Origin of the sequence: Ktedonosporobacter rubrisoli (genome assembly GCF_004208415.1) — a bacterium.
GTDB classification, from domain to species: Bacteria; Chloroflexota; Ktedonobacteria; order Ktedonobacterales; family Ktedonobacteraceae; genus Ktedonosporobacter; species Ktedonosporobacter rubrisoli.
In genome coordinates this window covers 6,865,399-6,886,553 of record NZ_CP035758.1, presented here as the reverse complement: position 1 = coordinate 6,886,553, position 21,155 = coordinate 6,865,399, and the positions used below count along the sequence as shown (strand labels likewise).

Below are 21,155 nucleotides of genomic sequence, written 5' to 3'. Positions count from 1 at the left end.
AGAAGCGAGCCTTTTTTGTTGCCTCTTGTCGCCTGATGAATGGCGCGGTGTTCTGTCGTGGTGCCTCAGAGACCATAGACGCGTTCAGCGATTGACTCTACCGCTGCCATAACATCCTTCAGGACAGGCTTTTGCTTGAAATAGAGTACCTCACCTGGGACATCCCGCAGAGCCTCGGCACTAAGATTCACTCCCTCATAAACCAGGAGCAATAAGTGCTCGCATTGCGCTGCTCGTACCTTTTCTACTTTGCGACGTAAATAATCGGGATGCCAGAAGCCGACAATCTCAATCAAGATGCGCTGCCCACCACGCTTATGCGTCAATGCAAAGTCGGGAATCATCACAGTTTCGCCCAGCGCAAGTACTTCATCTTCACGTGTCAGCAACCATTGCCCGCGCTTCCCGCCGAACTTCTCCTCAAACTCCTGAGCAAAGTTGGCCTCCAGGCGGCTATCAAACAGGCCGCTCCGCTTAAAGTGAGTTTCGAGCGGAAATGTATGATCAAGACGGTAAACGCCAGGTGAGAGCTGAGGAGGGCGAACCGTGGCCCGCATACGCCACTCGTCACAGAGGAGCAAAGCCGGCAGGAAGGCCGCAAACTGCCGCCCATAACGTGTTGTAGCTGAGACAAATGGCGAGATTGGACCATCAAGGTCGATAACGTAGCCGTTACGCTGCGATTGTATCCAGAACATTAATTTAAATAATTTAAGATATTTCCACAGATCCTTGTAATTGTTATGCACCTCGATCTGAACATGGCTGGCCCAGTAGAGGACGCCGCGCGCCAGCTCCAGGTTGTAGCGTGTTAACAAACCTTCGGCTGTCCACTCTGGCCCGATATCGCTGAGGAGGTAACTCGCCGGCCTGTCGGCAAAGAGCGCACTTTCCAGATCTTCAGGTTTCATATTTAGTTCCTGGGCTACACCCTGCACAACCTCGTCGCGGGCCTGAATGTGGAAGAGTTGAGGTGTTGAAAAGACGGGACCATGCGCAAATAGCTTTTCCCGCAGTTGTGCCGGCGTCAACGGGCTTATTAGAGGCGTAAAGGTAGCGGCATCGCTGAGCACTTTAGCCAGACCGCGTACAACGAGATAATCAGTGCGATCACCTTCGTAATTCTCCAGCGCATTGCTCCAGGCCGCTTGCGGCTGCCCAACATGCTTTTGTAGTAAAGCGAGCAGATCTTCAGCCGTTTGTAACCAGTGGGAACTGTGTGTATCAAGCATATTGATTGAGATCTCGTTGCCACGTAAATGCAATCGTGGCCGTACCAGGTCTGCTGTTAACATTTATCTATCTCTCGTTGTGGGCGCCGGCGCTGTGCCTTGCCTTCCTCAATAGTCTTACGCGCAATAATCTCAAAAAGAACTGCCTGCCGATTCTCAACCTTGCGTAGCACGCGCCCAAGGCGCTGAATGTATTCACGAGCTCCTGAAGTGCCGCCCAGCACGATAGCAATTTTCGCCTCCGGCACATCAACCCCTTCATTTAGTACCCTTGAAGTTGCAATGACGCGATAATGGCCAGCCTTAAAACCATCAAGAATATGCTTGCGTTCGGCCGCGTTGGTCTCGTGGGTGATTGCCGGAACGAGGTAGCGGCGCGCTATCTCATAAACCGTCGCGTTATGCTCAGTAAAGACAAGAATTTGTTCGCTTTCATATTCGCGCAGCAGACCTTCGAGGACTGTGAATTTGCCTGTGCAGCTTCCCAGAAGGCGCAAAATGCGTTGACGAGCTAGAAAAGCCCGGCGCGCCTGTGGATTGAGCGTAGAGAGGCGCATAAGCTCAATGAGCCAGGAAGGGCCGTAGCGCTGTGGCAAGCGCTGTGCACGTACAAAGTCTATATAAATGGCGTGGTCTGCATCATAGCTGGTGCGCTCTTCGGAGGTGAGATCGACCCGTACGCGCTGCGTGCGGTACTGGGCGAGCTGCTGCCCGATGAGATCCTCTATTCTTTTGGTATAAACTATAGGCCCGATAAGCTCATCAAGGCTCCAGCGGCCATTCGATTGCTCACGCTCGTCGGGATAGGTAGCTGTCAGGCCTAAGCGCATTGGCGCCGGGGCCATCAGCGCGGCCTCGCCCCAGCTTGGCGCCGGTAAATGATGAACCTCGTCAAAAATGATTAATTTAAAAGTATTGCCATATTCTGACATGAGATCGCCGGCCGAATGGTAGGTAGTTACAGTAAGTGGCAATACCTTCTTCTCAGCCCCATAATACACGCCTACTTCGGTGGCAAAGGCATTGACCAGGCGCGCATACCATTGGTGAAGGAGATCAATTGTTGGCGCGATAACAACGGTAGAGCGCTTGACGTGATGGATAGCCTGAATGGCGATAAATGTTTTGCCTGCCCCTGTCGGTAAGATAATGCTGCCGCGATGATCTGCTTGCTCCCAGGCTGCCAAGGCCTCTACCTGATAGTCATGAGGCTCACGTGTCTCCTGTAGCTGGAGATTAAGCGTTTGCCAGCGTGGCACAGTATCGCGAATAGCCTGTTCATGTAAAAAGGGTAAAACTGGTCCGTAGTGATATCCTTCACAACGCCATCTTTCCTTGATAAACCTGAATGGAGCCGGTGGGTGCTCGGTTTCACCGACATCGCGCAGGACGAGTGTACCACCTTGAAAATAGACCGACTTAGCCATGCCTATATAATATCAGACTTTTGTTCCAGTGGCTATGGAGCGTTCTGCCATAAAAGCTCTTCTCAGCACGTTTGGGCTATGCTGCCTCACCCTGCCCCTGGTTTTACCATGGTACTGTTCTGGGGAATAAATTTCTATGGCCCGGAAAAATTTCCGCTTTTCCAACAATGCTCTGTATATCAATAGATAGAGAGCCATAGAGCCCTCTACTGCTAAACCTAATGATCTGTTAACGTTCAAGTAATGAATTAAGAAGTAGTACGAGGAAGAGAGGAAAAGCATATGCAGGAATCATTGATATCGGAAACGGCAGGTCTTACTTCACTTCAGCTGGCCCAACTGTGCCAGGCAAGTCGAATTGAGCATACCTTGCATCTCCTGTTCCATATGAACCACTGGGCCAAGGCGCGCGAACGCCTGTTTTTTGCTGATCGCCAGGGCCTTTATCAGGTAAAAGCTGCCATATTGCGGCAGGCATATGCAGTTGGAGCCATTGAGGCCTGCGCCTATGTGGATGGTGCTGCTGATTTTGGGAAGGACATAACTCTTGAGATGGCGGCAGATATTGCGGCAGAGGTGGTTATAGAGCGCCTGGAAGATTTAAGCGATGCTTCAATGTTTGCTAACCTTAATGAATATGATCATATGGCCTGTGGGCTCTACACGCGTGTCACCGGCAGAAAGGTAAGCTCTGCCGCCGATATATGCGAGCTTGATGTGCAGTTGATGAGGGAATTTATCTATACGCGCCTGCGGGATTTAGAAGCACGAGCCAGAGCGACGCGCCGCCCTATTCCGTGCCCTGAACTGGCAGCTTTATGTATTGCTCCTGGCGATTTGCTTTATATTCATGGCAACCGCTTTTATACGTTGGGTAACTGGGATAGCTGGGATGAACTTGACGCGAGCGAGCGTAGAATGCTTGATCCGGAGGGATTGAGCCTTATCGCCTTTCGTTATAGTAGCTCAAACGCTCACTATGTATTTCATCTGCCGTTTCGTTTAGCCGAGGAGTTCCTCCCGCAATTGCGAATTTGTGAATTGCAGCGTATACCCACGACGAGCCGTGAACGAGGTGAATATTATGGGCGCTCAATTACTGAAGCCGAATGCCTGGAACATCCTGTTGAAGCGATTCTTGGGGAGTTAGGTGTCAATGTGGCGGCGGTTTGCCCAAAATTACTTACCGACAAGCAAGAGCACTTTATGGCCCAGGCCATGCTCTATACCATGTGGGGAGAAGACGAAGATTTTGCTGATGAGGATGAAGATCTTGCTGCATTATGGTCAGAGGACGAACTGCCGGAACAGAAAGTAAGGCGCTGCAAGAAAAAGAAGAAATCACGCAAACATAGAGAGCCGGGCCACCCTACGACATGTTGTCCGTTATGTAAACAGAAAGTTTCTCCTCCTGGCCTTCCACGCCTGGAACATTGGAGGCAAGCGCATTACTGGCACGACCTGACTGTTAGCCAGGTGCGCTGGCTCGTGGGCAACGTGACGAGCAAGCATCAATTCTATCTAGATTTTCCGCCTGATTACCGTTTGCCCAACTCAGATAAGCAAGCTAGTGGGACGCGCTACTGGAAACTAGAGACGCTACGCGGCAGGCTGGAAACTAACTCTCTGGAAGTCGGTGACGTGGAGCGACAAGATCAGGTATAGACTTCTGAAACATGGAATGATGTGGCCATGAAGCGCAACAATGTTGATGGTTCCAAATTGAAGAAAACTAAAGAGCAATGGCTCAAAGAAGGTATAACGTGCTTTGAGAAAAAGCTTTATACGCAGTCTCTCTTTGCCTGTGAGCAAGCTCTTCTGCTGGATGCAACATTCTCCAGAGCCCATCATGGTAAAGGGCTTTCACTTGTAGCCCTGGGGCGCTGTTGGGAAGCTGTAAATTCCTTTCGCTGTGCCCTTGAACTGAAGCCTGGCAAGGCTAAGATTTATTGCGATCTTGGTTATGCGCTTTATACATTGAGAAAGTATAGGGAGTCCGGGGAGGCGTACCGTAAAGCTATTGAGCTTGCTCCTGCCTGCCTGGACGCTTATGCGCAGCTCTCACAGATGTTGCTGGATAAAGCCAGGGCTTTATGGAGCCACAAGTACTATCGAAAAGCAGATTTGATGTATGAGAATGCACTCTTTTTCGATAGTAGCAATGTTCAGGCTCATATCTGCCGGGCGACGCTGCTCTATGAATGCGGTCGCTTTGCGGAGGCCGGGCTTGGATGGAGGAAACTTCTCCAGCTTGATGCCAGCCATACCCCCATGTATCTGCAATTTCAGCAAACTCTTCTCGATAAAGGAAAAAAATATCTTGAGAGCCAATATTACGAGCGCGCGCTGGCTACTCTAGATAGTGTGCTGCTCTTCAATGCTGACAATGCCCAGGCCTATGCCTATCGTGGAGAGGTCTGTTATCAATCTGGGAAGTATGAACAGGCGGGCAGCGCCTATCGAAGTGCGCAACGGCTAGACCCAACGTATAGCGATACTTATGCGCAACGCCAGGATGAGCTTCTGACCGGAATTAAGGATTCCTACGAACGACAAAAGTATAGGGAGACGCTGATAGCGGCCAGACAGGCGTCTCAGTTTAGCCCTGAATGCGCCCAGGTTTATGTGTATCAGGGCAGAAGCCTCTTTCATGAGCAGCATTATGCACTGGCCAGAAAGGCCTTTCAGCGAGCCATACAGCTTGATCCTGCCTATACTCAGGAGTATAAGGATTGCGGAAAAGAGCTAAGCGAACGAGTACACAGGCTCTACCTATCCGGACAATATGCAGAGTGTAGCCTTGCCTATGGGCAGGCTCTAGCCTTTGATCCTGATTATGCCGCCACGTTAAATCCGGCGAATGAGCTGTTAAGGCAGGGTGAGGAGCTCTACCAACGGGGCTGTTATCAGGAAGCCATTACAGCCTTTGAGCATGCGCTGGCCTTTGCTCCTGCCGATCCGCACATCTATGTAAGAAGGGGCGAGGTCCTTTGCCAGCTGGGTCGGTTTCAAGAGGCGCATCAGGCGTATAAACGCGGTATTGAGCTTGATGCAAGCGTGCTACAGACCTATGAAGCGCAGAGGGATGTACTCTTGAATGCCGGGAAAAAGCTCTATGAGCTGGGACGTATTGAGGAGGCCTGCCAGGCTTATGAGCAGGCTGTAGCCTTCTACCCTACCAGCGCCAAAGCGTATGCTAGCTACGGGAAGACGCTCTATGAGCTTGCACACTATCGGGAAGCAAGCAAGGCGCTTAAACAGGCAACCTACCTTGATTCTACAAATGCCCAGTTCTATCAAGATTGTGTCGCTGAACTCTTGCATAAAGGAGAAGTGCCGGGTCGTAAGCGACAGTATGAGCAGGCGTTGGCAGCCTATAAAGATGTGCTCTGCTTCGAGCCTGAAAACGCCAAGGCGCATATAGAGTCAGGTAGGATGCTCTTCGCTCTTGAACGCTATACTGAAGCTCGCCTGGCCTATGAGCGGGCCATCCAGCTTGACCACAAGCTGAGCGCACTCTACGCATTACAGAAAGAGGATCTGCAGACTAAAATGAAAGGCTTATACAGGCTCAAACGCTATGAGGAGGCGCTTACTGTTTGTGAACATGCCATTCTTTTTGACCCGGCAGATCGCGAGGCCTTTCTGCTAAAGGCCGAGATACTCGAACGGCTAAACTGCTATCAAGAAGCTTTGCAGGTCGTCAAAGCTGCGCCACAAAGAGCAGCCGAACCCGCAGAAAAGACCGATTGGCTATGTAATGAGCCTTTCCGCTACGAATGAGCGCAAGACAGGTTGAGGGAGGTAAATGTATGCTTACATCTGCCTTTTGATAAGAGAAGTTGAGATGGGCCAGGATTACGGCGGGAAGACCTGGCTAGAGGAAGACAAATTTTATGGACTATACGTTTCATCTCATGAAATAACTTTTCTTGCGGAAATATCGACTTCTTTTCAGCTATGGATTATACTTGATACTATGGAAAATTTGTTCGATATTGTGGCGTTGGGATTTTTTAGTAAAGGGGGAGCAGCATGTCTACAATACAGAGCGGCTATGAGTTTACAGAGCAGGATGTAGGGAGATCTCCAGTATCCTCGTCGAAAAAGCAGCCTCCTCTAATGTTGGAGAGGTTAGCAGAAATCGATGTTATAGCGATAGACGCGGCTGTGCTTGCGGAGCATCCTGGAGAGCGCGTCAAACGATTCTTGGAGAATCGCTTCCTTATTGCTCCGCATAAGCGTCCTTTGGTACTTATTACGGTACATACGGATGCTGAGAAGCAGCAGGCCGAGCAAGGGTTGCCAGGTTTGCGGCATCTGGCAGCCGAGATTGAGATTCGTCCTGAAAATGGACGCAATGAGACGGCCACCAATGCACTACAATTGCATCAAAAACACTGGCCTGATGTTTCCATGCAAGAGCGTAAAGAGCGCATCTTTTTGTTAAGCAGGCGAGGAGGAGGCGGAAAGCCTCAGTTTATTGCACCGTTTACCGGTGGGGCTGGTACGACGTGTGGGGCCTGGACGCCTGTTGTCGCTTATCAGAAAGGCAAGACGGTCTGGATTGCCGGCACCCGCTCCCATGAAGAGGAGCGCGAAGCTACGCCGATTCGCGGCTTTCTGCGCGGGAACTATGCCCAGGGAGTATGTCCGGCTGAGTGCAGCTTTTGCTACTTGAGAGGACTTCAAGGGATGGGGATAAAAGCTACGATGCTCAACCTTGAGGACTGCGTACCCGAGTTGGAAAGATTGCCGCGAGGCAGTGTAGTAAATTGGGCTGAGTTGGGTGGACCGGTAGAGGAGGACCCCTGGTTTGTCGATAGAAAGGGAAATGGCTCTCTTGTACAAACTATCCTTGACCTTTCTACGGAGCGCGGCATTGTGGCGTATTTTCTCACTAAGGGAGTCTATGAGCCCTATCTTGAACTTGAGGGAAAACTTGCACTCTTTGCCATTAGTTTGAATGCTCCTGCTATTTCTGCCGTCTTTGAGCCTGGTGGCGCCTCCGCCGAAGCCAGGCTTAAAGGGCTAGCCTGGGCGATAGATCATGGTTTGATGGATCACACGATTCGATTAGGCCCCATCATTCCAATTGAGGGCTATGAAAAGCATTATCATGAGCTCTTCCAGATGATGTCAGATATTCTTGGCCAGCGTTTAAAGCGAATTACCATTGATATCTTGCGCTTCTCGCGTCAGATGCCGGGGATACTGAAAGCTTCTTTCCCGCCTGAAATTGTTACACCTCTGCTGGCAGAAATGGAAGCGGAAGTAAAGGCCCATAAGTATCGCCCTTCGGCAGAGCGCCAGCAGCAATTATATCGTTGGATTAATTCCTTGCTTGTACAGTATGGGATGCCGCAGGTGAAAACAACTCCTTGTAAGGCCGATCCCGCAGAAGCCTTTATGTTCCTCAAAGCTGGAGACATTGAGAGTATGCCTTGTGCCTGCCACATAAGCTATCGTGATCGCGAGCGTGTGCGCAAACGAGAATTACCCTTGCCTGTAAGAGAAGAATAAAATGTAAATACTGCTATCCTGGTAGAAATACATCTTGCATTAATGAGAATAACAAAGTAAAATTACGGGTAGATGCTCACTACTTGCATATTGTTGTTGTAATTTTCTCCATGCTTATCGTCTAACTAGTGTAATAAGAGTTTTTTCCCCTGCTTAGATAGCTGTATTGAAGTTGGTTCTAGAGAAGAAGCTGGAGGAAGTGTAGTGTCTACACCTCAGTCTGTTACCTGGCCCCTTGATCCCCACACAGTTGCCAAGCATGAGATTCTGGGTCGCTATCTGCAAGCATGGTTGCCGATCATGACAAAGAGCAATGAGCGCGTGATCCTTATTGATGGCTTTGCTGGCCCTGGCGAATATGAGGGTGGTGAGATCGGTTCTCCCTTGATTATGCTTGATGCATTTCTCAATCATTCCTATGCCCAGATTCGGCAGAAAGAAGTCCTCTTTCTCTTTATTGAGGAAAACCCTAAGCGCTGTGCACATCTGCATCGCTTGATAGAGGATCGCAAACGCATGCAACTATTCCCTCCCCGAGCGGCTTACCAGGTGTATCAGGGAACCTTCAAAGATGTCGTGAACGACATTCTAACAAGTTTGAAGGATAGGCGCTTAACGCTAGCCCCTACCTTTGCCTTTATCGACCCGTTCGGCTACTCATATACGCCGTTCAGCATTATTCAGGAATTGTTGAGCTATCCGCAGTGCGAAGTTTTGATCACTTTTATGTATGAGGAGATCAACCGTTTCCTCAAAGCTGGCTACAGCACAAAAGAGCAACAGTACACCGAGCTGTTCGGTACCTCTGCCTGGAAGGATATTGTTACAGAAACAATGAGCTCAGCCCAACGTAAGCAGCTAATCCATGATCTCTACCGCAATCAGTTGCTCAACCTTGCGCAGGCGCACTATGTGCGCTCGTTTGGCATGCGCAATAAGAGAAATGCAACCGATTATTTCCTCTTCTTTGCCACTAAACACTTGCGCGGTATGCAAAGAATGAAGGAGGCCATGTGTAAGGTTGACCCTACCGGGGCCTACGAATTCTCGGACTGCACTAATCCTAATCAGCCTTATCTCTTCTCTCTTCCCAACTATGCTGAATTAGAGCGCTTGCTAGCATGTCAGTTCAAGGGGAGGAGCGTAACCATACAGGAGATTGAGCATTTTGTGATCGCTGATACGCCATTCTGCAAGTATAAGGAGGCGCTCAAGCGCATGGAATTAGCTTCCCCTGCCAAAATTATTGTAGCGGCCACTGCTAAGAGAAAACGTGGTACCTTTGCCGATCCAAAGTTGCGTATCACCTTTTTGTAGGCTGTACTTATAGCCCTATGGGTCAGGAATACAGCCAGGAGCGCTAGGGACGTGAGCCAGGAGATTCATTGGCCCATTTACTAGCTTGCCCTTCGCTTACCTTGCTGCCTTCTTATGGCCCTGGCCAGTGACCAGTTCCAGGCGAAAATTTCGTCTGGCGCTCATAAAAGTGACTGCTACTTGCTTGCCAAGAGATGAGTGAATATTGCTAATTACTCGATATTCCCTTGACTCATCTAGTACTTGATGATATATTTGTTCTACACTACAGAAGAGTGAGCTATAGTCATGTAGTGCAATTTATGATTTCATGGTGGCAGGAAGTAGCGCTTAGAGGCGCTTAAGGGGAGAAAGAAGAAAGATTATGGCCTGTTTGAAAGCAAGTGGAAAGAAGGAGAGAAATAGATGAGAGAGCCATCTAATTTGGCCCACGAAGAATACGAACTGCTAAAAGTACCTCTTATCCGCGAGGATATTCCTCCTGAGGCCCAGATTTTACTCAAGGCCTGGATTGAGAAGGAAGGCCTGCTCGTAGACGACCGAGAAGATATGGGAGGGATGGATTTTTCTCGTTTGGATACCAGGCTTATTGTGCCGCTTCCTCATATCTTCGTAGTTTTCTTTGCCCGACGTCCATACAAGCGTAAGGCCGGGCACTATCCGGGATGGCACGGCTTTTATCTATTTCTTTATTGGGATGTAACGAAAGGCTGGCAGTTGGAGCAGATTGGAAGAAATTTTTCCCGTGCGCAACTTGCCACAATTGGGGCAGCAAGATTCAGGGCCATGCAGGAGCTCAGAAGGCTCGCTGGGCGTGATCTCGAAGGCCATGAGGCCTGATTTTATCGCTGGCTAATGAAGAAGGTAGCTACTGAGAATTGAACAGTAGCTACCTGTATGGCCTATCACCTCGTTGTGTGGCCGCTTTTTTAAAGTGGCTTCTCTACAGTAGAACTTATTCCACGGTGACGGATTTGGCAAGGTTGCGGGGCTGGTCAACGTTACAGCCGCGCGCTACCGCTGCGTGATAGGCGAACAATTGGAGCGGGATAATCGCCAGCAAAGGACTGAAGGCTTCAAGCGTGGCGGGTACATACAGCACGTCGTGAGCATGCTGGCGTATCTTCTCATCTCCTTCTGTCGCGATTACCATCACACGGGCGTCGCGGGCTCGTACCTCCTGGATATTGCTTACAACTTTCTCATAGACGTGCGAGGCTGTGGCGATGCCGAAGAGTGGCGTATCAGGATCAAGCAGGGCAATTGAGCCATGTTTTAGCTCGCCGGCCGGAAAGCCCTCGGCATGAATATACGAGATTTCTTTGAGCTTGAGGGCACCCTCTAAGGCCGTGGGAAAGCCAACGCCACGCCCGATAAACATCATGCTGCTGACCTGGGACATACGCTTTGCCAGGGGCGCGATCTGATCTTCGGGACCAGAGGCCTGAGTCAGAATATGCTCAATTTGCTCAGGGAGGCGCTCTAGCGCAGTCACGAACTCGCGCATCTGTTCGCTGGTGATGCGGCCCTGCTGCTGGCCCAGGTAGAGCCCCAGCAAGTACAGAACGGCTACCGAGGTCACAAAGGTCTTAGTTGCTACCACCCCGATTTCTGGGCCGGCCTGCAGGTAGAGAACCGCGTCAGAGAGGCGCGTAATGGCGCTGGCCACAACATTGGTAATCGCAATTACCGGGGCGCCGCGCTCGCGTGCCTGGCGAATACCCACCAGCGTATCGGCAGTCTCGCCCGATTGGGTCACCGCGATGCATAAGGTCTCGGGTCCCACAATAGGATCGCAATAGCGAAACTCGGCAGCAGTAATCGCCTCAACCGGGATGCGCGCCCACTGCTCGATGACGTATTTTGCCAGCAAGCCAGCATGATAGGAGGTTCCGCATGCCACGATAACAATGCGCTGAATACCGGCCAGCAGCCCCTGTATGCTCTCCAGCTCGCTTAAATGGAGCCGGCCCTCGCGGATGCGGCCGGCCAGCGCTCGGCGAAGGGCCTGCGGCTGCTCGTAGATCTCTTTGAGCACAAAATGGGGATAGCCCCCCTTCTCAGCAGCCTCGCTGTCCCACTCAATAGTAATCGGGCGGCGCTCCACAGGTGTACCGTCGAGCCTGGTAATTGTCACACTCTCGGCGCGTAAGGCCACAACCTCTCCATCGTCAAGAATGATGACGCGTCGCGTGTGTTTAAGAATTGCTGGTATATCGGAAGCCAGGAACTGCTCGTGCTCGCCCATACCTACAATGAGCGGACCATTGCAGCGTGCACCCACCAGTAAATCGGGCTGCTCGCTGCTTACTACGGCGATGGCATATGAGCCCACAACCTGTTGCAGGGCTAGACGTACTGCTGTGGAGAGATCATGCTCAGCTTCAGCAGTGTAAGCTTGCTCGATCAGATGGGAGAGCACTTCGGTATCTGTTTCTGAGCGGAAGATGTGGCCGGACTGCTCCAGTTCATGGCGCAGCTCAGCATAGTTCTCGATGATGCCGTTGTGGGCTACAGTGATAAGGCCAGTGCAATCGGGATGAGGATGCGCATTATCATCGCTGGGGCGACCATGAGTAGCCCAGCGCGTATGCCCGATGCCTAGCGTGCCGGAGGTGGGAGGTGAGGCATCTATAACCGTTGCAGCAAGATTAGCGATCTTGCCGGCGCGGCGGTGTAATTCAAGTGTTCCGGTAGAGGTGAGAACAGCAATCCCTGCCGAATCGTAGCCGCGATACTCAAGTTTGCTCAAGCCATCAAGCAATATAGAAGTAACATCGGTCCCCTGCGGGCCGACGTAGCCAATGATACCGCACATGTAGACGGGTATCCTTTCTTCGCCTGTGAGGTAGTGCTAAAAAATGGGCGTAGCACTACTACATCACTGAGAGTATTTTGTGCCGCCCGTTACCAGACGGTTTTGAGTACTCCCTTCTCAGGGGCGTGATCCAACCCTGGAGGCTCCCCGCTGACTGATCCGAACAGCCTCCACCTCGTCAGCCGTGGCTTCCTCCTTAGAGCCCGGCCCATGCGCTACTAATACCAAATTATCCTACAAAGCTATTTCTTGGGCTAGCTTGAGAATGCAGCAAGCCAGAATCTCACATGCGCTGGCTTTCGCTCTATCCTGCCGCTTTTCTTACTTAGCAAGAAGATAGAGAAATGCGCTAGCCTCTATGCGCAGTATAGCATGGCTGCCTATGTAATCTTGTTGATATGCACGTGGAAATTGAGTAAAGATTTGCCGGCCTGGGGATATATATGTTCACTTATCGGTGTGATAGCGTGACCAATCCTGCCACGCGCGAGCGGGAGAGTGAATATGTGAATGTAATTCTTAAAAGTTACGCTTTGTCTGCAAAGATCCCATGTCAGACAAGTAATGATTGTGGTAAACTCCTGCCAGGCTGCCTTTAGCAAATTTGGCAGCGACATGATAGATTGTGATGTTCATAAATCAGCCCTTTCTGCTCTTGACTAAAGATGGAGAAAAGCACTATGGTAAGTTGCAGAAACAAGCAGAGTTAGTTCAGGATAAGGAGTAGTATCTCTGATGGAGATTCGGGCCTTTTTTGTTCTTGTTGTCCCTTTTATTATTCTATTCTATATGGCGGCCCTCCTCTTTTTAAGGGCGCCGAGAACGGTTTTACTGCCCTCTTTGTTAGGTGGGTTAGTAATGAGCTTGCTCAATATCCTCGTCGATATGGCGGCCTACTATGCCCATTGGTGGCATTATACCCTCAATGGCTTGATCTTGCATGTGCCTTTGCCATTTTATATCTCAGATCTCCTGATCTATGGTAGCTTCGCGTATCTCTTAATCTGGCGTTTCTGGAAGAGCCGCCTGCACTGGTTTTCTCTGCTCCTCTTGATCGGCGTTCCCGCCTTCTGTATACTGCGTGATGTATCTGGCGCGCTGGCTAAAACATCATATACAGTATGGGATAGCTGGCTGGCAGCCCCCCTAACTGTGGTCATGTGGGTTGTGGCCTTCTATCTTGGTTACTGGATTTTCAAGCGTCTCTCACCTTCTTATGAGGTAGCTGCTGAGATCCAGGCACGCGATGATGCCAGGCGCTTTCCGCAGTTACAGCGGGCGGATCACCAGGAAGAGGAGGAAGAAGAGTATGCTGAGGCTGATGAAGAGCATGAAGACGCACCATTGAGATAGTCTTTAGCAGAATGAGGGAGCCTGACTTTGGAATATGTTTCCGAAGAAGTTGTTGCGCATATAAATAGTACGCGCGAAGGGTCAGTCTGGGAGGCCCTGGACATTACATTGATCTCGGCCGAAAAAGATAGAGTTGTTGGAACTATGCCGATTGGCCCTAATCATCGCCAGCAGGTGGGCTATCTCCACGGAGGCGTCTCGGTGGTGCTGGCGGAATCGCTTGCCTCTTTGGGCAGCGTACTGAATATCGATGGGGAAAGGCAGATGGCGTTCGGTCTGGAGATTAACGCCAACCACCTGCGACCCAAGCGCGAAGGCAGATTGACCGGAGTTGCGACGCCGCTACATCTTGGACGCTCAACCCATGTCTGGGAGGTCAAGATTAGCGACGAGGACGATAAGCTGATCTGCATTTCACGCTGCACGGTTGCTGTCGTGGATCGCCCGCCCGACAAAGGTAATGTGTTGAGAGCCTGATTAGCTGGTATGTGATGTCGGCTCTGCCGTGTGGATAAGATCCATGATGGCGGCCAGATTTTCATAAACATGGTTCGGTTTGACCGTCGCTCTGGCCAGGCTCTCGCGCGTATCGTTGCCGGAGAGAACCAGGATAGTGTGCGTGCCTGCGGCATGCCCGGCCAGGATATCTACTCCCAGGTTGTCGCCAATCATGACAGTCTCGCCTGGCTGGCTGTTGAGTTGCTGCATGGCTTCAAAGAGCAGAGTTGGTTCTGGTTTGCCGATCATCTCGGGTTTGCTCTGGCTCCCGGCTTCAATCGCTGCTGTCATCGTGCCGCAGCCGGGCAGATAGGAATTCTCGACGGGTAAGAGGGGATCGCGGTTGATAGTGATAAAGGCGGCTCCCTTGCGCACGGCCAGGACTGCTCCGGTTAACTTCTTATAGTCAAAAGTGCGATCGAGTCCGACGAGTACAACATCGGCTTTATGGGCATCAAGGCTGGCAACTTGCAAGCCGTGCTGCTGTACCATCTCGATCAATGGCTGCTCGCCAATAACATAGACCGTGGCGCCAGGGAAGCGCCTGGCAATATTTTTTACTGCTGCCTGGCCCGCGCCAAGAATATGGGTCTGGTCAGTGGAGATGCCCAGCCGAGTTAGCTTGGCCAGGACCTGCGTTTCGCTGGCAAACGAGTTATTGGTAAGGAAGAGATATTTTTTGTGTGTGGTGTTTAGCCAGGCAATAAATTCTTTGGCCCCTGGCACCAGGGTTTCTCCTCGATAGACCACACCATCGAGGTCGATAAGGTATGTGGTGTATGGTAGTTGCATAAGTCTCCATCACTTTTTCAGATAAGAACAGCTCAGGAGGAACATCGTGTTCCTCCTGGATTTTTTTCCGACAGCGCTCTTAGAAGCTGTCCTGCGCCAGGGCCAGGCTTTGTCAAGCGCCGATTGACAAGTGCGCCGCCTGCGGCGGAGGGAAAGGGAGAAGCTGGGGCACAGACCCAGGTCAAGGGCCGCCAATCCGCTAGGTCGCGGCGCGTCCGCTCGATCGCGGCGCCCCCTTGACAATCCCACTGGTTCACCCATTATTTCAACCTTGGCAGACCATTAGGCTGTGCCGAATGTCAAGCCGATTTGGCTCAGCCATTTACGGTAAGCGATCGCAGTCCGATCCGAGCGCAGGTGTAGTTCAGCTTGCAGATCAAGTGGCAACAACTCGGGTCGCTGCGATTCGACGATAGGGACATCTTGCCAGGTAATCATATCTTCAAATGCCCTGATCTCCTCATCGGGCTTGTTCTCATAATCCATGGCAACATAGGTCCAGGCAATAGAGGTGTCCTGGGCAACTGGAGTCACGGTAAAATACATGGCGAAGCGCGGACCCTCTGACGATTTCACAAAATAGGCGGTAAGCGGACGCGTCACGGTATAGGTATAGGTGACATAGGCTCCCTTGCCCGAGCCATCGGGATCGGGTTGCCATACCATAATATCGCGGGCAACGACTCCATCCGGGCTAATTTCAGCCTCGTAGTCGTTGATCTCGGGAAAGTTGGGATCGCCCAGATAGCCTTGATGGACGAAGGGAAAATGGGTCACATCAAGAAAATTTTCGATGGCGCGTGGACCGCTGGCCTTAAAGGTATAGGGGCCACAATGGATCTTGTGGAAGGACTGATCATCCCACTGTGGGAACTCGGGCACATCTTTGCGCGGGTTGCCAGGCGTGACCCAGATCCAGCCGTACTTTTCCTGGGCCTGATAGACCTTTGCGCAAGCTTTGGCCGGGGGCTGCTGGTTAGGATGGGCCGGGATGCGAATGCATTGCCCTTCCTCATTATAGGTCCAGCCATGATAAGGACAGATCAAGGTATCGTTTTCCACTTTACCTAATGAGAGGCGTGTGCCCCGATGAATACATAGATCGCGCCAGGCATGAATCCGTTCGCCAACGCGCCAGAGTACGATATCCTCCTCTAGCAGGCGTGCAGCAAGAGGCTTGCCTTCTTTGAGGTTGGGCGCATAGGCAACTACATGCCAGTCGTTGACAAGAACAGGATCATTGAGCATAGATGTTCCTTTCGCTTGATGCTTGGGCTGCAATATATGTATTCCTCTGCGGATGTCGGTCTCGCAGAAGAAATAGATTTAGCGCGGCCCCTTTAGTATACCATGAAATATAGATTTTGAATGAAAACGCGCTGTCCCTTCAGCATCTACGGGAGCTCTATCGGTGCTGCATTCCGCTGACCTCAGGCCTGTTGAGCGAGCCTACTGGCCATCAAGGGTTTTGGGCTCAGCCTGCTAGTCGGGGCTCCGTATCAATATGCCCTGGGAGAGTTGGGGAGAATTGTCTGGCTGGAGATGGAAAGCGCAAGTGATGTCAGAAGGTGGGTCAGGCAAAGGTCGAGATAACTCTATCCCTCTCGCATCGCAATAATTTCCTGTAGTTTGCTCCGACCCACCAGGTCTCTAGATGAGCGCTACATTGGCTCATTCGCGCAATAACTGCTCGCGGATCGCAATAATTTCGCGGCGCAAACCAGGGTTGAGATTCAGGGTTCGTTCAATCTTTTCACAGGCGTGCAATACGGTACTGTGGTCGCGACCACCGAAGAACTGCCCTATTTCGAGTAGGGAGGCCTGCGTTTCCTGGCGGATCAGGTACATGGCAATCTGGCGGGGCATGACGATATGTTTATCGCGCTGCTTGCCGCGCATGGCTTCTAACGAGGTATGATAATAGTCGGCAACCGCCTCGGCAATCTGGCGACCGTTCAGGCTGGCTTCCCGGTTATCGTTGCCTAGAGATGACATGGCAGCACGCGCTACATCCAGCGTAAGATCTGTGTGATGTAATTGCTGATAAGCCATCAGACGATTGAGGCAGCCTTCCAGTTCACGGATGTTTGTCTGCACGCGGCTGGCGATGTAAGCGATAATTTCATCAGGAATTGGGTAATTGAGCAAATCGGACTTAACGCGCAGAATGGCCATACGCGTTTCCAGATCGGGAGGCTGAATGTCGGCGATCAACCCCCACTCAAAGCGGGAGCGCAGGCGTTCCTCCAGGCTCACAATCGCCTTGGGAGGGCGATCACTGCAGATCACAATCTGCTTGCTCATCTCGTGCAGACTGTTGAAGGTATGAAAGAACTCTTCTTCAGTTGACTCTTTCCCGGCGATGAACTGAATATCATCGACGAGCAAGATATCGACGGAGCGGTACTTAGCGCGAAACTCCTCTGTAGTGCGGTAACGAATCGCGTTGACAATCTCATTAGTAAACTGCTCTGAGGAGACATACAGTACAGCCAGGCCGGTTTGCACGCCAAGGTGGCCAATCGCGTGCAAGAGGTGAGTCTTGCCCAGACCTACGCCTCCATAGAGGAAAAGCGGGTTATATGATTCTCCAGGAGCCTCGGCAACGGCCAGGGAGGCGGCATGCGCCAGGCGATTGCTGTTTCCAACAATAAAGGCTTCAAAGGTGTAGCGGGGATTGAGCCGATTGTGCATCAACATGTTTGCGCGCTGCTCATTATCCCAATCCTCCAGCGTGGCCATAGATCCACTGGTCATATATTGGAGCTCTGCCTGGGTCGACTGATGCGGAGAAATGTCAAAATAGGCAGTGTAGTTATTCTGGGCAGGCGATCTCTGAGTCGCGGCCTGCGCTTCTGTAGATATATTTTGTGCGGCTGGCAGACCCTTATCTTCAGAGGACACAGAGAGCGTGACCACCTGTCCCGTAATTTCTGTGAGAATTTCTTCAAGGGAAGGGCGCCAACGATTGTTTATTACGTTGCAAGCCTGAGTATTGGGCACCTGTAGGGTAAAATGCACCCCTTGATCAGCCTGATCAAGCGCTATGTCCCCATCATCAAGATAAGGGACGCTCGCCAGGTGAGCGTCCTGTAACCATGCTTTACTGTCGGCATCGACTGCAGTTTGTTCTAATCGTTCAAGGGTGGTACGCCAGATAGTAGCAGTGTTCACCAAAATTCTCCCGTGGCTAGTCTTCGGCGAGGGCGACACACTCAATTTCGACTAGAGCCTTGCGCGGTAATTCGGCGACGGCGACTGTGGTGCGTGCAGGTGTAACACCATCCTTAAAATAGCTGGCATAGACTGCATTCATAGCCTGAAAATCGCTCATGCTGGCCAAAAAAACTGTGGTCTTCACAACATGGTTGAGCGATGAGCCTGCAGCGCTGAGCACGGCTTGCAGATTTTGTAAGACGCGGTGCGTCTGCGCCTGCACATCCTCGCCCACTATCTCTCCGCTGACCGGATCAAGCGGAATCTGTCCAGAGGTATAAATAAATTGCCCGTAGCGGATGGCCTGGTTATAGGGGCCAATGGCCGCTGGTGCGTGAGGCGTCTTAATCTCTTTGTGTTCCATTACACGTTTTTCCCTTAGATAATGTGTGCTATCAAATACGGATGCAAAAAAGATCTGCTTATTTCCAGAATCTCTTCTCTGTGGCATTGTACCATCGCCCTATCCGATTTGATAGAGGCTGTCAAGAAACGAAAGGCTGGAAATTGATAGGCCAGGGAATAACCTTTTCCGTCTGGTCTGGCTTGTATTCTTGTTGATAAAAGTATGGTCTGCTATTTTATGGATACTGGCCGCGCCCTGAAGGAGGATTATATCCCGATCCTTCGGTCCCCAGCATATAATTGTGGGGCGGATACGCGGCGGGAGCGGGAGGGGCCGCTGTTGTTTGCTTACTCCTCATCAGCTCTCTAGCGCAGTGACGCAAGACCGCCTGCATCTCTGCGGCTGAATTAAAACGATCTTCAGGCTCTTTCTGTAAAGCGCGAATAACAACTTGTTCGACTGCGGGCGGGATGGTTGGATTGAACTGTCTTAAGGGTGGCGGGTTAGCTGTTGCATGCTGCATGGCAATAGACACAGCTGTCGGACCCACGAATGGCGGCCTCCCAGCTAGCATCTCAAAAATGACTACACCAAGCGAGTAAAGATCTGATGAAGCAGTGAGCGTCTCCCCGCGAGCTTGTTCTGGCGAGAGGTAATCGGCAGTTCCAAGCACGATCCCGCTATTCGTGAGCCCTGCATCCTCAGCTACGCGCACGATACCAAAATCTGTGAGCTTGACCCATGCGGCTCCGTCGCCGAGGCCACCGCTAGCAGGCCCTCCACTCCAGGCCAGCATGATATTCTGCGGTTTAATATCGCGGTGGATGAAGCTGTGCCCATGGGCAACCTGCAATACCGCACAAACCTGCGAAGCCACCTCAATAGCCTCACGTGGCTGCAACTGGCGGCGCTGGCCGATCAGTTGCTTCAGGGTCGGGCCCTGGATGTACTCCATGACGAGGAAGTACTGGCCCATCTCTTCAACAAAATCATAGATAGTGACGGCATTGGGGTGGGCAAGCGCGGCAGCGGCGCGGGCCTCGCGCCGAAAGCGTTCTACAGCCCGTAGATCGTTTTTGTCGAGCGACCTTAACACTTTGATCGCTACGATCCGCTCCACACGGTGGTCCCAGGTTTTGAAAACGCTCGCCATGCCACCTGTGGCGATATGCTCACGAATCTCGTACCGTCCAGCAATCAGTGTGCCTTCTAATTGATTCAACGTTTCTACCTCAAGCGACCTGGGCGAATACACCACTAATGCTGTGCCTCCATAACAGATCGCCAGCGTATACCCGCGCTCATTACCGACCCTGCCAACCACGTTGTATACTCTTGACGGCTCCGTATGGTTTACTGAGTTCGCACTAGGGATATACAGAGTTTCAGTGGCTAGTATAACATCAAAGGGTTATGGAGTCCAGAATGGGCGCGATTCTGCATCCAGTTGTCCCTTCGTATCAGTTAATTGTATTGGCTCCCCTTTCAGGCTGTACGCTCCGGTTTTTTTGTCTAATTCGATATTTGCCAGTCGGATATCAAAGGTGTTGTTGCTATAGCCAATGTAGGCAATTTGCTTGCCATCCGCTGACCAGACTGGCTGGCTTATGTATTCTCCTGAGACAATCTGGACAGATTTTGCATAGCTAGCCAGGGCTTTTTTCTGCGTATCAGGATTGTTGGGGTCCTGGATGAGCTGGCCTGGGTCTGTGGGCACTGGCATAATAAAGAGCCCCATATGCGTAGCATCAAGACGCCGTATATAGGCAATGGCGTTGCCATCCGGCGAGAAATTTGGCTGGAAGTTCACAAGGTCGGGCTCGGGTGGCGTTAGAGCCAGCGCGGGATCAACCTCAACATCAGATGTTCCAGGGCGATATTTCCCCGGATTATTGCTGATGGCATTAGGGTCTTCGAGATAAATCTGTACAAGCTGTTTATAATTTGTCTTCGGGTCATATTGATAGTGCGTATAGATGATCTGGTCTGCGTGCCCGGGGCGGAAGCTAGGATCACGGTTCCCTCCGTCCCCATAGGTCGCGTAGGCGACTACCTGCGGCGTCGCTGTGGGGTCGTCTATAGCAATTGAAAAGACTTGCAGGTCCAGTAAGAAGGCATCAACGCCTGCGTCGGCGTACGGTTTGGCCAGGTCGCTCAAAAACAGTAAATGCTTGCTATCTGCTGCCCAGGAAGGTTGCGCATACCAGAGATAGGTTGCTTTAGGAAACTCGGAGTTAGGGTTGGCTATATACGTCCCGTTTCCCGAGCGCAAGGTTTTGACCTGACCACCTGTCGTTGACATAAGCATGAGATCGGTATAGTTTTTATAGGTCGCGATAAAGGCAATCCATTTGCCATCGGGAGAAACCGCCGGGTCGCGCACGTTCATACCGCGCGTAAGCTGTGTAAGATTGTGCTGGCTATCAAGGGTATACAGATTGTGCTGAAGCGTAAAATACAGTTTGCCTTTGAAATTAGCCTGTGTTGTCTGGTTAATCCCAATCTGAGTACCATTATTCATGCCCTTTGTTTGGAAGTTGCCATTATCTCCAATGTCCAGACAACTTTGCAGACTAAGTGTCAGGAACATGAGCATGATATATATTGGCCAGCATTTGGATCGTTTCATAAGA

16 protein-coding genes are annotated in these 21,155 nt (G+C 51.3%); 7 read left to right on the top strand and 9 right to left on the bottom strand.

All coding sequences use genetic code 11. The features are described from left to right. Positions 1-65: 65 nt before the first annotated feature. Positions 66-1,295 (bottom strand): DUF790 family protein, encoded by a 1,230-nt coding sequence (locus EPA93_RS29935; protein WP_129891043.1) that lies wholly within the window; start codon positions 1,293-1,295, stop codon positions 66-68. Continuing rightward, positions 1,289-2,659: a DEAD/DEAH box helicase gene (locus tag EPA93_RS29930; protein ID WP_129891042.1), complete on the bottom strand. Its 1,371-nt coding sequence runs from the start codon at positions 2,657-2,659 to the stop codon at positions 1,289-1,291. Before EPA93_RS29930 ends, EPA93_RS29935 begins: the two co-directional genes overlap by 7 nt. 282 nt (positions 2,660-2,941) lie before the next feature. Between EPA93_RS29930 and EPA93_RS29925 the strand changes: the two genes are divergently transcribed. From EPA93_RS29925 to EPA93_RS29905, 5 genes are all read left to right on the top strand, one after another. After that, positions 2,942-4,324: a hypothetical protein gene (locus EPA93_RS29925; RefSeq protein WP_129891041.1), complete on the top strand. Its 1,383-nt coding sequence runs from the start codon at positions 2,942-2,944 to the stop codon at positions 4,322-4,324. A gap of 27 nt (positions 4,325-4,351) precedes the next feature. Next, positions 4,352-6,442: a tetratricopeptide repeat protein gene (locus EPA93_RS29920; RefSeq protein WP_129891040.1), complete on the top strand. Its 2,091-nt coding sequence runs from the start codon at positions 4,352-4,354 to the stop codon at positions 6,440-6,442. A gap of 252 nt (positions 6,443-6,694) precedes the next feature. Beyond that, positions 6,695-8,182 carry a radical SAM family protein gene (locus EPA93_RS29915; RefSeq protein WP_129891039.1) on the top strand — a complete coding sequence of 496 codons (1,488 nt, stop codon included), beginning with the start codon at positions 6,695-6,697 and terminating at the stop codon, positions 8,180-8,182. Positions 8,183-8,386: 204 nt separating this feature from the next. Then, complete coding sequence (locus EPA93_RS29910; protein ID WP_165423485.1) at positions 8,387-9,499, top strand: three-Cys-motif partner protein TcmP; 1,113 nt, start codon at positions 8,387-8,389, stop codon at positions 9,497-9,499. A 405-nt stretch (positions 9,500-9,904) separates the two neighbouring features. Continuing rightward, positions 9,905-10,339, top strand: a complete 435-nt coding sequence (locus tag EPA93_RS29905) for a hypothetical protein (protein WP_129891037.1) — start codon at positions 9,905-9,907, stop codon at positions 10,337-10,339. Positions 10,340-10,454: 115 nt separating this feature from the next. Here the strand turns inward: EPA93_RS29905 and glmS are convergent, their stop codons facing one another. Continuing rightward, positions 10,455-12,317 (bottom strand): glutamine--fructose-6-phosphate transaminase (isomerizing), encoded by a 1,863-nt coding sequence (gene glmS, locus EPA93_RS29900; protein ID WP_129891036.1) that lies wholly within the window; start codon positions 12,315-12,317, stop codon positions 10,455-10,457. A 735-nt stretch (positions 12,318-13,052) separates the two neighbouring features. Here glmS and EPA93_RS29895 point away from each other — a divergent pair. Next, positions 13,053-13,670, top strand: coding sequence for a hypothetical protein (locus EPA93_RS29895; RefSeq protein WP_129891035.1), 618 nt, complete (start codon positions 13,053-13,055; stop codon positions 13,668-13,670). 27 nt (positions 13,671-13,697) lie between these two features. After that, positions 13,698-14,147 carry a PaaI family thioesterase gene (locus EPA93_RS29890; RefSeq protein ID WP_242527167.1) on the top strand — a complete coding sequence of 150 codons (450 nt, stop codon included), beginning with the start codon at positions 13,698-13,700 and terminating at the stop codon, positions 14,145-14,147. On the opposite strand, the gene EPA93_RS29885 is transcribed toward EPA93_RS29890, so the two are convergent. The 6 genes from EPA93_RS29885 to EPA93_RS29860 all read right to left on the bottom strand — a co-directional run bounded on the left by EPA93_RS29885 (position 14,148) and on the right by EPA93_RS29860 (position 21,151). Beyond that, positions 14,148-14,960 carry an HAD-IIA family hydrolase gene (locus EPA93_RS29885; RefSeq protein WP_129891034.1) on the bottom strand — a complete coding sequence of 271 codons (813 nt, stop codon included), beginning with the start codon at positions 14,958-14,960 and terminating at the stop codon, positions 14,148-14,150. 282 nt (positions 14,961-15,242) lie between these two features. Then, a complete protein-coding gene (locus EPA93_RS29880; protein WP_129891033.1) occupies positions 15,243-16,208 on the bottom strand; it encodes an aromatic ring-hydroxylating dioxygenase subunit alpha in 966 nt (321 codons plus the stop codon). A gap of 423 nt (positions 16,209-16,631) precedes the next feature. Further along, on the bottom strand, positions 16,632-18,134 hold the full coding sequence (dnaA, locus tag EPA93_RS29875; protein WP_129891032.1) for a chromosomal replication initiator protein DnaA: 1,503 nt from the start codon (positions 18,132-18,134) through the stop codon (positions 16,632-16,634). Positions 18,135-18,150: 16 nt separating this feature from the next. Next, complete coding sequence (locus EPA93_RS29870) at positions 18,151-18,540, bottom strand: RidA family protein (RefSeq protein WP_129891031.1); 390 nt, start codon at positions 18,538-18,540, stop codon at positions 18,151-18,153. 217 nt (positions 18,541-18,757) lie between these two features. Then, entirely contained in the window at positions 18,758-19,846 is a 1,089-nt protein-coding gene (locus EPA93_RS29865) for a protein kinase domain-containing protein (protein ID WP_129891030.1), read from the bottom strand. A gap of 87 nt (positions 19,847-19,933) precedes the next feature. Then, entirely contained in the window at positions 19,934-21,151 is a 1,218-nt protein-coding gene (locus EPA93_RS29860; RefSeq protein ID WP_165423484.1) for a TolB-like translocation protein, read from the bottom strand. Positions 21,152-21,155 lie beyond the last annotated feature (4 nt).

Bases quoted from the DNA above. Each gene is read 5' to 3' on its own strand.
- EPA93_RS29895 (WP_129891035.1), top strand. From the start codon at position 13,053: ATGGAGATTCGGGCCTTTTTTGTTCTTGTTGTCCCTTTTATTATTCTA.
- EPA93_RS29860 (WP_165423484.1), bottom strand. From the start codon at position 21,151: ATGAAACGATCCAAATGCTGGCCAATATATATCATGCTCATGTTCCTG.
- EPA93_RS29920 (WP_129891040.1), top strand. From the start codon at position 4,352: ATGAAGCGCAACAATGTTGATGGTTCCAAATTGAAGAAAACTAAAGAG.
- EPA93_RS29915 (WP_129891039.1), top strand. From the start codon at position 6,695: ATGTCTACAATACAGAGCGGCTATGAGTTTACAGAGCAGGATGTAGGG.
- EPA93_RS29935 (WP_129891043.1), bottom strand. From the start codon at position 1,295: ATGTTAACAGCAGACCTGGTACGGCCACGATTGCATTTACGTGGCAAC.
- EPA93_RS29925 (WP_129891041.1), top strand. From the start codon at position 2,942: ATGCAGGAATCATTGATATCGGAAACGGCAGGTCTTACTTCACTTCAG.
- EPA93_RS29905 (WP_129891037.1), top strand. From the start codon at position 9,905: ATGAGAGAGCCATCTAATTTGGCCCACGAAGAATACGAACTGCTAAAA.
- EPA93_RS29880 (WP_129891033.1), bottom strand. From the start codon at position 16,208: ATGCTCAATGATCCTGTTCTTGTCAACGACTGGCATGTAGTTGCCTAT.
- glmS (WP_129891036.1), bottom strand. From the start codon at position 12,317: ATGTGCGGTATCATTGGCTACGTCGGCCCGCAGGGGACCGATGTTACT.
- EPA93_RS29885 (WP_129891034.1), bottom strand. From the start codon at position 14,960: ATGCAACTACCATACACCACATACCTTATCGACCTCGATGGTGTGGTC.
- EPA93_RS29930 (WP_129891042.1), bottom strand. From the start codon at position 2,659: ATGGCTAAGTCGGTCTATTTTCAAGGTGGTACACTCGTCCTGCGCGAT.
- EPA93_RS29870 (WP_129891031.1), bottom strand. From the start codon at position 18,540: ATGGAACACAAAGAGATTAAGACGCCTCACGCACCAGCGGCCATTGGC.